This is a genomic window from Anabaena sp. UHCC 0253, from assembly GCF_009712085.1.
Classification (GTDB): Bacteria; Cyanobacteriota; Cyanobacteriia; order Cyanobacteriales; family Nostocaceae; genus Dolichospermum.
This window is the reverse complement of the sequence record NZ_VILD01000004.1, coordinates 266,250-280,324: the sequence shown is the minus strand read 5'-3', so window position 1 is coordinate 280,324 and position 14,075 is coordinate 266,250. Positions and strand designations below refer to the sequence as shown.

General features: G+C 37.5%; 8 protein-coding genes and 1 pseudogene. 3 read left to right on the top strand and 6 right to left on the bottom strand.

The features are described from left to right. Nucleotides 1-24 precede the first annotated feature (24 nt). The 4 genes from FJR38_RS13145 to btpA all read right to left on the bottom strand — a co-directional run bounded on the left by FJR38_RS13145 (nt 25) and on the right by btpA (nt 4,177). Nucleotides 25-564 (bottom strand): hypothetical protein, encoded by a 540-nt coding sequence (locus FJR38_RS13145; RefSeq protein WP_168537488.1) that lies wholly within the window; start codon nt 562-564, stop codon nt 25-27. 336 nt (nt 565-900) lie between these two features. Then, on the bottom strand, nt 901-1,869 hold the full coding sequence (locus FJR38_RS13140; protein WP_168537487.1) for an RNA polymerase sigma factor: 969 nt from the start codon (nt 1,867-1,869) through the stop codon (nt 901-903). A gap of 354 nt (nt 1,870-2,223) precedes the next feature. Then, a complete protein-coding gene (locus FJR38_RS13135) occupies nt 2,224-3,213 on the bottom strand; it encodes a vitamin K epoxide reductase family protein (RefSeq protein WP_168537485.1) in 990 nt (329 codons plus the stop codon). 91 nt (nt 3,214-3,304) lie between these two features. After that, nucleotides 3,305-4,177 (bottom strand): photosystem I biogenesis protein BtpA, encoded by an 873-nt coding sequence (gene btpA / locus FJR38_RS13130; RefSeq protein ID WP_168498505.1) that lies wholly within the window; start codon nt 4,175-4,177, stop codon nt 3,305-3,307. A gap of 1,066 nt (nt 4,178-5,243) precedes the next feature. Between btpA and rimO the strand changes: the two genes are divergently transcribed. Next, nucleotides 5,244-6,599: a 30S ribosomal protein S12 methylthiotransferase RimO gene (gene rimO, locus FJR38_RS13125; RefSeq protein WP_168537483.1), complete on the top strand. Its 1,356-nt coding sequence runs from the start codon at nt 5,244-5,246 to the stop codon at nt 6,597-6,599. A 65-nt stretch (nt 6,600-6,664) separates the two neighbouring features. Beyond that, entirely contained in the window at nt 6,665-8,221 is a 1,557-nt protein-coding gene (locus FJR38_RS13120) for a DEAD/DEAH box helicase (protein WP_168498509.1), read from the top strand. 272 nt (nt 8,222-8,493) lie between these two features. Here FJR38_RS13120 and FJR38_RS13115 read toward each other — a convergent pair whose 3' ends face one another. Further along, nucleotides 8,494-11,031 carry a CHAT domain-containing protein gene (locus tag FJR38_RS13115; RefSeq protein ID WP_168537481.1) on the bottom strand — a complete coding sequence of 846 codons (2,538 nt, stop codon included), beginning with the start codon at nt 11,029-11,031 and terminating at the stop codon, nt 8,494-8,496. Nucleotides 11,032-11,068: 37 nt separating this feature from the next. Here FJR38_RS13115 and FJR38_RS13110 point away from each other — a divergent pair, with 37 nt between their 5' ends. Further along, nucleotides 11,069-11,956 carry a hypothetical protein gene (locus FJR38_RS13110; protein WP_168537479.1) on the top strand — a complete coding sequence of 296 codons (888 nt, stop codon included), beginning with the start codon at nt 11,069-11,071 and terminating at the stop codon, nt 11,954-11,956. A 49-nt stretch (nt 11,957-12,005) separates the two neighbouring features. On the opposite strand, the pseudogene FJR38_RS13105 reads toward FJR38_RS13110, so the two are convergent. Beyond that, nucleotides 12,006-14,075, bottom strand: a pseudogene (locus tag FJR38_RS13105) (S-layer family protein); the annotation flags it as partial.

The window sequence follows — 14,075 nt, the reverse complement described above, 5'->3', positions numbered from 1 at the left end:
ATTAGGCTTTTTATGGACTCTGTTCTAGTTAGGGGCAGCAGTAACAGTAACTCTATACTGATAGATTCCAGGCACAACATTACCAGAACTACCTGCATTCCCAGCATTCATAGGTATCCTAAAAGTATAATTTGTGTTAGCAGCAATAGAGAAAGGACTAGTAGGATTTGATGTCCATAAGTCAGTGCCAACGCTAGCACTTGTGACTACGGAAGAGGTTCCTGTATCGTAAAGCAAAGCTTGCCTATTCGGATCATTGAACCCAGCAGGTGCTGACAACCGAGCGGGAGTTGATACGCTTACTAAAGCAGCACCATTACAATTAAGACTCGTTTCACCTGCAATACCTATATTGAAACCTGGTACACTGCCATTACTACCTTCCATCCGTTCAGAGTTCCCGTCAGGCTCTAACAAGCCATTTTGAGTGGAATTAAAGTTGCAAATCGTTGGGATATTACCTGAGAAATCAACGTTCTCATCTAGGGCTTGGGCTTTGGGGCTAAAAGCAACAGCACTGAGAGTAGCAACACCAGCAACTAAAGCAAGACGACGCATTTTCATTTATATAACTCCAAACGTTATTTTTCTCTTTCTATTAGTTAGACGTTTATAGCAGTCCAATTGTGAATTATTTAACTAAATCAATTTATATATTTTTTCAATTCTAATCATCAAATTAGTAAATGATAACTTCTTGTCAAACCGCCTACTTTATATATATTGTGAGTGAATCTGTGTAACTTGACAAAGCAAAATCAACCCCACAATTTTTTGATGATGTTTGTGGGTAGCAATAATTTGTATTAAGTTAAAATACAGCAAAAAATAATCCAGATCCCCGACTTCTGAACATTATTGATCTATTGATGGAAATGATAAAAAAAGAAATCGGGGATCTTATCCCCCACTATCAGTCCACATTTGCCAAAAGACTTGGTAATAAAATAAATAAGACAATATGGCATTAATTATCGTGGGGTAAACATCTTGTCTGCCCTGAAAATTGCACCATTTCAAGGTTCTGGATAGTCTATTTTTTCCTATTCTCCAAAACTCCAAAACATCCACTACAGGTAGATAATCATCATTTACATCAGACTCTTTGATAACCTCTTCAAATTCTCCATCAGATTGGCTATCTACCACGACAAGCTGCAAAACAATAACCTCTTCTTCCTGTTCATTTTCAACTACAATTTCTACTATTTCCAACTCATCGTATAAAACCTCAGTCTTAGAAATAGCTATTTCTAGCTGTTGAGTGTTGTTAGATATATTACTTTTTCTCGACTGAGAATAAACTGGATTTTGATTAATATGTTCACCAATATAATCTTGATGATATCTTTTTTTTAAAATTACTCGTGCTTGGGAAATCCGCTTGCGGACATTATCACAAGAAATATTCAGTTTTTCCGCAATTTCTTGATATGAAATTTCCTCTTTAAAGTGCAGAATAAAAGTTTCTCGCAGTCTAATTGGTAACTCATCAATAGCAAGACAAAAAAAAATTTTTAGTTCTTGTTGCGTAGCAACAAGAACTGGTGTTTCTTCCTGACTAGCTATTTCTTGTTCTTCAAAACCTATTGCATCCAAACTCTCAACTTGTCTTCCACCCCGATGACGTTCTCTATGTATATCTACGCAAAGATTATAAGTTAATTGACTTAACCACGCTTTAAAGTTTTTAATATCAACCGGAGAATTACTGATTTTATCCCAGGCTTTCAACATTGCCTGACTGAGTGCATCTTCAGCATCAGCGACATTATCCGTCCATTTTACACAGCAAAGATACAAATAGTCCTGATGTTGTTGCCATAATGGCCAAAAGGTTGAGTCCATATCCTGATGATCAGCATACATATAATAGTAAGTAAGAATTACACGAGTACATATTAAACTAATTTTTAGCTCTGTTAGCTAGATAATAACAGAGTAATTAATCATTAGCTTATGAAGAAACCGTATATTTACTTAAATGTATAATCTTTATCTAAATTTCATATATTGAAATACGGGTTGACAAAAAGGAGATTTTGTGGATTTTTTATATAAATATCCAGTAGGGGTAAAGTAAAAGCTCTTTGGTGTCAACTTAACGTGAAATCCTTGTAATGACGTTATATCAGCGGTTTGAATCTAAGTTGACACCTATGAGCATTGCTAAACTCCTACTCTCGATGCTTGATTACTGGTTTGCTGGATGTAGTCTGATCTCTAACGGAAATATTTAAAGTTTTTTGGACCTGTATAACCAGTAATATTCGCTAGTTCATCTAGGTTCTGTACTCCGCTATAGGTTTTACCATTAATAATCCAACTTGGGAAACCTTCAATTTTTGCGGCTTTACATAATTCTGGTTTACCTTTGGGACTATCAGCAGCACACTCTACAGCAGAACTTTCATTCAAAATTGCATAAGCTTCTTTACCAAAAAGTAGCTTTTGTTCGTGGCAGTGCGGACACCAATAGGCTACATATTCTTTAGCACCAACTTTGGCAAGATGTTGAGCTAGGGCGATTTCTGCCTCTCCAGAAGTAGTAGTAATTTCCCAGCCAAACGCAGGGTTCGGTTCTACTTTAGGTGTAAAGGTAATTGCTGTAGGTTTACCATCTGTTGATTCAGGAATTTCAGCGGATTGGTTGACACCAGCATAAACCCCTAAAGTACCAATTAGTGTCACCATCGCCACAATTAGAGCAGTAAATAGAAGTTGTCCAATATCTTCCCAATCTCTGCCAATAATGGTTAGCACTAACATAGTTAATGCAAAGGAGGCAGAGGCGATACAGTAAACACATACGGCTTGGAGTTCAAACGCCAGGACATACATTAAATATGCACTAAACACTGTCATAGCGATCGCTCCCATAAACAGCAACCACCAAGTCAGATTTTCTATTTGTTTCTGATTTTTGGGATTTGTTCCTGAGTTCAATGCTAAGGGAGCTAATGCAAATATGAACATACCTATGTATGCTAATAAACCAAATATAGGTAATGGTTGACCCAAAACCGTAGCCCAAGGACTGGAAAGAACATCTACACAACTTTTTACATTTTCTGGTGTAGTGCAAACTGTAATTTTACCTGTGAGCTTTTCATAGGTCAGATAACCTGTATTCAGGATACCAAATCCAGCGATCGCTCCAATCAATGGACGCGACCATTTATGAATCCAAGGAGTAGAACGACGACGAATCATAATATTGGTAATTGGTAATTGGTGATTGGTGATTGGTAATTAACAGGTGACTTTTTCTCTTTCTTCTTCCTTCTCTTTAACCCTTGACTCCTTAATTAACTCCTGAACTCCTGAACTCCTGAACTCCTGAACTCCTGACTCCGCCTAGATGATCACCTTTAACATTCCAATTGCGATGGGCTGCTTCTACAAACTGACTGACGCGAATGGGGTCTATTGGTTGCTGAATTTGACCATGACGTTTGAGAGAACTGGATACAATCACACCGTTAGCAGCTTGTAGTAGAGTGCCAATATTTTCCCAACTTGCGCCACTGCCAATCAAAACAGGAGTGCCAGCCGCCGCCGCACTAGCTAATTCTAAATCTTCTTGGTCTGGTGGACTACCCGTAGCCCAGCCAGATAAAATTACCGCATCGGCCAAACCTCTTTCAATAGTATCTTTAACAGCAACAGTTAGATTAGGAGAACTTAACGGACGGGCGTGTTTTACCAAAACATCAGCAAAAATTTTCACATCAGATCCTAATTCTCGCCGATACCGCAGTAACTGATGGGCTTCCCCCTCAATTAGTCCTTGGTCAGTTGCCATCACACCTATGAGAACATTGATACGAACGAATTGTGCCTTTACGCAACTAGCAATAGCGATCGCACTTCTGCCATCATTCCGTAACACATTTAATCCTACAGGCACAGTGACTAAATTTTGTATGCGTTGGACAACCACAGTCATGGCACTCACAACTGCGGGATCAACTTGATTTTTGGTAAATGGGGCATCGAAAAAATTCTCTACAATAATCCCATCTACCCCTCCACTGGCGAGGGCTGTGGCTTCTTGTTCAGCGCGGTCGATCACTGCTTTTAGGCTACCGCCCCAACGGGGTGAGGTAGGAAGGGGTAGCAGATGTACTACGCCAATAATTGGTGTTTGGGTGTTAAATAACTGATGTAAGTCCACGTCTTTAATTTACTTGGCACAGTCTGGAATGCTTGCCTATCCCCACTCTCCAGACAAGGGGGCTTCAAATGGCATCAATAATTAGACAGTGAGAACCAAACAAAAAATGTAGATTCTCTACCAGGTATTACAGTATTCTGTCTTCTTGTACTAATATTAAGTTGCTTTAGGGAACTCTTAACAGAGAAGAAATTGTAATTTTGCTAATTACGTATTCCTAGTCTAAACTAGATATAGTAGAGAACAAGTCCCACAATTTTGGGTTTTAGCTGAAAAAGTAGAAGCCTCTTATGTAGGTTGGCGTTAAAAATAGTCGTTGGGGCAGGGAGCAGGGAAAAAAGGGTTTCATTCCTATTTACTTTTCTTCACACATTTTGTTTATCTCATATCCACCTTCTTATCTATCCATAAGATAAGTTTTTGAGCCTCTGTTTGCTGCCTCCTCCTCAAGATGGAAATTAACTTTAAACCTTCCATAAGATATGTTAAGATAAAATCTGATCAGAAGAGGAGTTTGCCACTCACAAGATGCAAGGCAGCTTCCCGTCATTTAATTCTAAATGCCGGAGTAGCATTACTGCTTGATAGGCGTAGTCGCGAGCGCGATTTCCCTGAGGGTAGCGGCTTCTCACAACAGACCTCTTGGTCGGCTTCCCGATGGGTAAATTAACAACGCCCACGCTGCGGTAATATAAAATACCAATAAGCGAATTGTTAAAAAATATTACGAGTGTCAGACTTACCCAAAGACACTTACAATTACCCTGGGAAACAAATTAGTAGAAAAATCATAGTATAGACTCCATCAATATAATGATGAGGTCTATGGTTATGTGTTTACTAATTCAAGTTATTAGTTATATAGATTAAATCTGGTAATTAGTAGCGGGTAGTTGGGTGGGAATTACAGCAGAAGTCAGGAGTAACAGAGTAAAACTCATTTGATACTTGATTTTTTTGTTGAAGTTTTATACTTCATTGATCTGCAATCTCCTAATATTTGTTGATTTTCGACCCAATAATTGAAAGTTAATGGACAAGAAAAAACAGAAGATTTATTGAAAATATGGGTGAAAAGCCAACGATTGCCATTTCTCACCTGGGCTGCGAGAAAAATCGAATTGATACAGAACATATGCTAGGGCTGCTAGTAAACGCAGGCTATGGTGTAGATAGTAACGAAGAATTAGCAGATTACGTAATTGTTAATACCTGTAGTTTTATCGAAGCAGCTAGACAAGAATCAGTAAAAACCCTAGTAGAACTGGCAGAAGCCAATAAAAAAATCGTGATTACTGGTTGCATGGCGCAACACTTTCAAGAGCAACTATTGGAAGAATTGCCAGAAGCAGTAGCGGTAGTGGGAACAGGAGATTATCACAAAATTGTTGATGTGATCGAGCGAGTAGAGCAGGGAGAAAGAGTTAAAGAAATTACTGCTGAACCCACATATATTGCTGATGAAACCACACCACGTTATCGAACAACAACCGAAGGAGTAGCTTACCTGCGAGTAGCAGAAGGCTGTGATTATCGGTGTGCATTTTGTATTATTCCCCATTTGCGAGGAAACCAGCGATCGCGTACCATTGAATCAATAGTTGCCGAAGCCCAACAACTGGCAAATCAAGGTGTCAAAGAAATAATTCTTATTTCCCAAATCACCACCAATTACGGCTTAGATATTTATGGGAAACCAAAACTAGCCGAATTGCTGCGGGCATTAGGTAAAGTAGATATCCCTTGGATTAGGATGCACTACGCCTATCCCACCGGATTGACAGCGGATGTGATTGCGGCCATCCAAGAAACTCCTAACTGTTTGCCATATTTGGATTTACCTCTACAACATTCCCATCCAGAAATTCTCCGCGCCATGAATCGTCCTTGGCAAGGACAGATAAATGATGGGATTATGGAACGGCTGAAAACTGCACTACCATCAGCAGTGCTAAGAACCACATTTATAGTTGGTTTTCCAGGAGAGACACAGGAGCATTTTCAGCATTTATTAGAGTTTACTCAACGACATAAATTTGATCATGTTGGTGTCTTTACCTTCTCACCAGAAGAAGAAACTCCTGCTTACAGTCTCCCCAATCAAATTTCCGCAGAAGTAATGGCCGCACGCCGTGATCAACTGATGGAATTACAACAGCCAATTTCCCTCGCCAAAAATCAACAGGAAATCGGCAAAATTGTTGATGTCCTGATTGAACAAGAAAATCCTGAAAGTGGAGAATTAATCGGTCGTTCTGGCAGATTTTCTCCCGAAGTTGATGGTCAAGTCTATGTTAAAGGAGAGGCTAGGCTAGGAACCATCGTCAAAGTAGCGATTCAAAACGCCGATGCCTATGACCTTTATGGTCAAGTTGTCAATAGTGATAGATTATCTTCCCAACTACTATCTACTGTTGTATAAGACTTAATTTACAAATAAGTATCGGTTTACAAGTCCAAAATTCACAATAAAATCTAGGAGCGTTAATGAATTTATCATTTCAAGAATTAGGCATTTCCCAAGAACGTGCTGAACTGTTAGAAAACATGGGTTTTACAGCACCTACTAATATCCAAACCCAGGCAATCCCTCAACTATTAAATGGTCGGGATGTAGTCGGTCAATCACAAACAGGAACAGGTAAAACCGCAGCTTTTTCTCTACCGATTTTAGAACGGTTAGATGAAAACTTAAAAGCTGTACAAGCAATAGTTTTAACCCCAACCCGTGAGTTAGCAATTCAAGTTCATGCGGCTGTTTCCCAATTTATTGGTAACAGTTACTTAAAAGCTGCGGCTATTTATGGTGGTCAATCAATTGACCGCCAAATTATGCAACTCAGACGTGGGGCGCAAATCGTCGTTGGTACACCAGGACGGGTAATAGACTTACTAGATCGTGGTAACTTGAAGTTGGATCAAGTGAAATGGTTTGTTTTAGATGAAGCTGATGAAATGTTGAGCATGGGCTTCATTGATGATGTGGAAAGAATTCTTTCCCAAGCGCCTAACGAACGCCAAACAGCATTATTTTCAGCGACAATGCCACCATCAATTCGGATGTTGGTAAATAAATTTTTGAACTCACCAGTCACAGTTACTGTTGAACAACCTAAAGCCGCACCGAATAAAATCAATCAAGTGGCTTACATGATTCCTCGTCATTGGACAAAAGCTAAAGCTTTACAGCCAATCTTGGAAATGGAAGATCCAGAAACAGCTTTAATCTTTGTTCGTACCCGTCGTACAGCCGCAGAATTAACTAGTCAATTACAATCTGCTGGTCATAGTGTGGATGAATATCATGGTGACTTGTCCCAACAAGCACGGGAACGCTTATTAATTCGTTTCCGTAACCGTCAAGTCCGCTGGGTAGTAGCAACCGATATTGCAGCGAGAGGTTTAGACGTTGATCAACTTTCTCATGTCATCAACTTTGATTTACCCGATAGCGTAGAAACCTATGTTCACCGGATTGGGAGAACTGGTCGGGCTGGAAAAGAAGGAACGGCAATTTCTTTAGTTCAAGCATTTGAGCGCCGTAAACAACAGGCGTTTGAACGCCATAACCGCCAAACCTGGCAAATTCTATCTATTCCTACCAAGGCACAGATTGAAGCCCAACATATCCAGAAGTTGAAAGGACAAGTAGCCGAGGCTTTAACTGGTGAACGGTTAGCTTCCTTCTTGCCCATTATCAGCGAAATGATTGAGCAATACGATGCTCATGCGATCGCTGCTGCTGCTTTACAAATCGCCTACGATCAAACTCGCCCCGCTTGGTTATTATCAGGAGTGGATCTTCCTGTTGACGAAAGCCCAACACCCAAACCCAGAATTAACAAACGCCGTGATTCCGGTGATGGTGGAGAACGGGAACGTGGTTCAGGTGGCGGTGGTCGCGGCCGTTCTTCTTGGTCAAAAGAAGGTAAAGGCAACGATGAAAGACGTGGTAGTGCTAAACCTAAGTTAAGAACAAGCCACCGTGAATCTTCTCCTAGTCCTAGCAATCAAAAGTTAGGTTCACCTACGGGTAGAGAATAGTTAGCAGGTGACAGGTGACAGGTGACAGGTGACAGGTGACAGGTGACAGGTGACAGGTGACAGGTGACAGGTGACAGGTGACAGGTGACAGGTGACAGGTGACAGGTGACAGGTGACAGGTGACAGAGGAAATGGAAAATTCTTCTTCTGTGTACGAACGAACACTATTACCTATCACCTTCTTCACTGTTTTATATGAGCAAGGATAAAATGGATCAAGTTGTCTTAAATGCGATCGCTTGATAAAGGCATCATTTCCTTGCCATACAGCATTACAACCAATTACCTATCAATACAAAAGCTGACCAATAATAAGGATGTTGAAACTTATTATTATTTAAAACCGCTAATTGAGCGCGACGTAAAGCTTCCGCTTTAGTAAGTTTACTATTAGCTAATTCCTGATATAATTGATTCATCAGTAAAGATGTTGCTTCATCATCCACAGACCAAAGACTAGCAATGGTACTCCTCGCTCCAGCTTTAACCGCTATTCCAGCTAAACCTAAAGCCGCTTTTTCATCTCCATTTGCAGTTTGACAAGCACTTAAAACTAATAATTCAATAGGACGAATTTGTTTAGTGTCAGAACTTAGTAAATTCTTTAACTGATCAATATTTAAGACATTATCCCAAGTTAAAATAAATGTTTCCTCCACATTAGAGCTAAATTGACCATGAGTAGCTAAATGGACAATTTGAGCAGGATATTGTTTAATTTTATTTTCTACATTAAAATTAGTAAAAGATTCATTTTTTAAGAAAATTCCCGTAGGAAATTTAGCTTTAATCTGTTCTAATTCTACTAATACATTAGGTAATGCCACAAAATTACTACGAGTTTCACTTACTCCTCCTGCTAATAATTGAACCTGCTCTCGTGGCAAAGGTTTGATATCAACAAGCTGTAAACTAGGAGCAAGAGCAACACTATATTTTTCAATTAAATATTGTTTACCATCATAAAGAGCAGCTAAGGGAATATTTCTTAATACTCCGTCAGCAATAAAGACTAAATTGTTAATCTTACTAGTTTCTAGTTTAGTAGCTAATTCTTTGTTAATTAACCAACTGTAAATTTGCTGGGATAATCTTAATCTTTCTTTGCGTGAACCTGTGTGACTATTAGTTAATTCGCGTTTTAAACTCTTAACACTTTTTTCTACATTCTCTTCAGATATAGATTGTGAATAGTGTTGTAGAGGTTTGTTAGGTAAAGCTACAATTAATTCTAATCTATCTTTTAAAATCAGAGTATAAAAAACAGCAGTTGTCGGATCATTAAGTTCATCTATTTCTACGGATTTACTATTTAAACAAGCATTGCGGAAGTAATTATCTAATTCTGCTAATTGTAGATCTTCAATAACTTTTCTCGCGTCTTTTAGCTCCTCTTGACTGGGTTTTTCTTTTAATAATAATCCTGCTAATTCTCGATAAACTGGTTCAACATCTTCTCGAAAAGAAAATTGTAAATCTGAACTAATAGCCACTAAATCAGTTCTGATATTTTTTAAAGTTTCTACAGTTTGTTTATAAGCAGATATAGCATCTTTTTTATTTCCTTGGGCTGCTAATATTCTCCCTAATTGCCATTGCCATTGATAATTAATATCTGGTGCTTTGATTCTTTGAGCAATTAAAACAGCTTTTTCTGTTAATTTTTGTGCTTCTGCATAACGTTGATTTTTTTCATAGACATTTCCTAAAACCCCTAAAGTATAACTTTCAGCGCGATTATCTGCTAATGATTTTGCTAATTTTAATGCTATTGCTAATTCATTAACAATCAAATTTTGATAAATTTTTGCTATTTTTTCATTGTTCAGAATAGTTTTAGCGAAAGTAATCCGAGCATAAACTCCACTACGACTAGCAGGTAATTTAGTTAACGTATCTTGTATTTTAGGAATTAATACTTGAATTTCGGCGATTTTTTGATCTGATAGCAACAACTCTATTTGATTCAAATAGCCTTGAATAAGTAAATCTGAAGTTGGTGATTTTTCAATAGCTTGTTGATAATAATTAATAGCTTGCTCAGAATTTAATTTTAATCTATGGGTTTTACCTAGACTAATTAGAACTTCAGCAATAGTAGAATTAGATGATAGTTTTTCAGCAATAGTTAAACTTTGATTCAAGACATTTAGAGAATCGTCTAATTTTCTTACTCCTCGTAAAACATCACCTAAAGTTAAGAGTGCTTTAGCTTTGAGTAAAGTATCCGGTTGTTTATCTAAAATTAATTGCGTTGTCGTCAGACTTTTAACAGCTTGATTATATAAACCTAAACCTTGTAAAGATTGAGCTTCATTAATTTTAGTTCTAATTAATGCGTTACTATCTCCTGATTTTTCATAAATATCAATTACCTGTTTCCAAGTATCTAGAGATTTTTGAATTTCCCCAATAGATAACTGGATTTGTCCTTGAACTTCTAGAGTTTTGGCAAATAATTCTTGACGTTTTTTATTGTCTGCTATCTTGGGTAAATATTTGATACTTTCTGATACGGCTTGTTTAGCTTCTTGAGGGTTTCCCATTTTTTGATGGACTAAAGCTAAATTACGCCAAGTTATGATTTGTCCAATAAAATTATCTTGTTTTTGATAATTATTAATATCATCTTTTAAAATAGTAATAGCTGGTTGAAATTCTCCATTTTCATATAATCTCTGAGCTTGATTTTCTAAAGATAAGGAATTTTCAGAATCAACCTGAATATTACTAACATTAGCAAAAACGGGAGCAGTGAAAACACAGCTTAATGATAATAAACTGAAAACCAATACATTGCGATTTAACATAATGATATCTTACTCATGATAATGTTAAAATAGGTTCATGACTCGACAACAACACGACCAATTTGCAAAACAATATTTAGAGGAACTGTTGTCACCGTTGGGAACAGTAGAAGTCAGTCGGGAAGTGACTGATGAAGTTCGTCAGGTGGATATTTTCTTTTCTCCTATTCCATCACCCAAAGTTGATCCTCAATCTTTAGGATTACTAGGTAGAATAGCACAAAGTACCGCTTTATTAGAACCTTTTCGTAACCAACCGAGTAAAACGGAGATACGTAACTGTATCATAAAATTGTTTTCTGTTTATGGCGATTTTCAACGGAAAGCTAAACGAGAAAATACTTCTTTAGCAGAAACTAATTTACCACGTTTGTGGGTTTTAGCTCCCTCTGCTTCTCCTGGTTTAATAGAGAGTTTTGGAGGTAAACTAGATTTAGATAATTGGCTACCAGGAGTATTTTTTCTCCCGGACGCTTTCAAAACGGCAATAGTAGCAATTAACCAGTTACCTGCCACTGGTGAAACACTGTTGTGTAGGTTGTTAGGACGGGATAAAGTTCAAGAGGAAGCAGTAAAAGAATTACTGGCACTACCACAGGAAAACCCATTACGTCATAATATTTTAGAACTGGTTTTTAGTTGGCGTGTAAGTGTACAAACTCAAGACATATTAACAGAAGATGACCAGGAGTTAATTATGAAGTTGACAGCAGCGTATCAAGAAGCTAGGACTGAGGCTGTACAAGAAGGTTTACAGGAAGAACGTCGTCAAGTTTTGGAAAGTTTATTAAGGATAAGATTTGATAATTTGGATGATGAATTATCTACGATTATCAATAATCTGGTAGATTTACCACCGGAAGAATATACTCGTTTGTGTTTACAATTAAGCCGTGAGGAATTGTTAGCGAGATTTAACAATTAATTTTAGCCGTAGGTTGGGTTGAATAAAATAAATCCCAACCTTTCATTTATTATTTACAATCAGGTAGATTATTTTTATCAGTTTGTAAAGTTATTTTTTGACTATCAGCCGTGAGAATTACTTTACCATTTTCACCAATTATCCAACCTTGGGCTTGTTGAATTTTTTGAGGATGATTTGTATTTTTTTGAGTAACTTTGACTGGAGAATTAGAAACTTGTGTAACTACTTCTGAATTATTTTCCCATTCTACAAAAGCAGGAGAATTGCTAATTAATTCATAACTATCTAAAGGTAAACCACCTTTACCAGTAATAGTGAAAGAATTACCACCAGCAATTTTATCATCTTTGATAGCACAAACATTTTTATTGAGACTTTCTATATTGATAAAGTCAGGAGATACTTGAGGTAAGTTTTGTTGATTTGTTTCGATGCTAACAATACCATCTATGCCTAACTTGGAACTAGCAATAAAATCACTTTCTGGAGTACGTTCTTTGATAAATTGACGAAAACCAAATATACCTACAGCTTTCCCTGTAACTGTACCCCCTGTTCCAGCAAAAGCATTAGCAACAATATCACTATTTTCATTAAGAAATGCTAAAACAAATCCACCTGCATTGATATTGATATTACCACCATTTCCTGCATTTCCTGCTTCCGCAGAAATCAGACTATTGTTTCTTAATCTAATATCTTTAGCAACATTTAAGGTAATATTACCTCCTTCACCTCCAAAAGTTTCTGCACTAATTGTGCCTCGATTATTTAAAGTTAAATTACCAGCTTCAATTTTTATATTACCTGCTATTCCTGTCCCTTGACTATCCACTTTAATACTTGCTCCATTTTCAATCAGCATAGTAATAGGGTCAATATCAATACTACCACCTGCTCCAGTTGAACCTTTTTTTGTATTCGCAAATATTCCTGTATCTTCTCCAGTTAAATATAGATTATCTTTAATTTTTAAAATAATCGTACCTGCTTGTCCAACAGCAGAGGTTGTTGTGATTAATTTTCCACCAGATTCAGTTTTGAAGTCATTAGCATTAATTTGAATATTTCCACCTTTACCAGAACCAGATGTAGCAGCAGAAACATTAGCAGCATTTTGAATCTTTAATTGTGGTGTAGTAATTTCAATATTACCTGCATTACCTGTACTTGTTGTTTCTACTGTCAATAAACTATTACCATTAATATTAATCTCTTTTGAAGCATTAATAATAATATTACCACTGTTCCCTTGACTGGTAGTCAAAGCAGCAATTCCTGCAAGATTATCAATATTGATTCCATCAGCGTTACTAATATTGAATCTATTAACATTAGTAATATTGACTTCATCAGCATTAATAATAATGCTACCACCGTTACCTTTATCTGTGGTAGAAGCGGTAATTCCTGCTCCTCGTCCTTGGATGTTTAAATTTTTAGTTGTGATTTTAATTATACCTGCATCACCTTTACCAAAGGTATTAGCATTAAGTCTAGATTCGCCCAGTAGTTCTAAGGATTTGGTGGATATTTCCAAACCCCCTGCGTTTCCTACTGCTCCTTCTACTACGCCACTCTCAGCAGCACTGTTCCCCTCAAACTTGACAGTATCAGTAGCGGTAATCTTCACACTACCTGCATTTCCCTTACCAAAGGTACTAGCAGAAAAGTAAGAACCATTTAGCAGTTCTAGCGATTTGGTTGAAATTTCTACACCTCCTGCGTTTCCTACTGCTTTTAGTGCGACTTGACTACTAACACCACTTTTACCATCAAATTTAACGGTATCAGTAGCAGTAATCTTCACATTACCTGCATTCCCTTGACCAAAGGTATTGGCATTAAGTCTAGAATCACCCAGCAGTTCTAGAGATTTGGTAGAGATTTCTACACCTCCTGCGTTTCCTACTGCTCTTTCTTCTACAAGACTCTCAGCAGCACTTATTCCCTCAAACTTGATAGTATCAGTAGCGGTAATCTTCACACTACCTGCATTTCCCTTACCAAAGGTACTAGCAGAAAAGTAAGAACCATTTAGCAGTTCTAGCGATTTGGTTGAAATTTCTACACCTCCTGCGTTTCCTACTGCTTTTAGTGCGACTTGACTACTAAC

Bases quoted from the DNA above. Each gene is read 5' to 3' on its own strand.
- FJR38_RS13145 (WP_168537488.1), bottom strand. From the start codon at position 564: ATGAAAATGCGTCGTCTTGCTTTAGTTGCTGGTGTTGCTACTCTCAGT.
- FJR38_RS13140 (WP_168537487.1), bottom strand. From the start codon at position 1,869: ATGTATGCTGATCATCAGGATATGGACTCAACCTTTTGGCCATTATGG.
- FJR38_RS13135 (WP_168537485.1), bottom strand. From the start codon at position 3,213: ATGATTCGTCGTCGTTCTACTCCTTGGATTCATAAATGGTCGCGTCCA.
- rimO (WP_168537483.1), top strand. From the start codon at position 5,244: ATGGGTGAAAAGCCAACGATTGCCATTTCTCACCTGGGCTGCGAGAAA.
- FJR38_RS13120 (WP_168498509.1), top strand. From the start codon at position 6,665: ATGAATTTATCATTTCAAGAATTAGGCATTTCCCAAGAACGTGCTGAA.
- FJR38_RS13115 (WP_168537481.1), bottom strand. From the start codon at position 11,031: ATGTTAAATCGCAATGTATTGGTTTTCAGTTTATTATCATTAAGCTGT.
- FJR38_RS13110 (WP_168537479.1), top strand. From the start codon at position 11,069: ATGACTCGACAACAACACGACCAATTTGCAAAACAATATTTAGAGGAA.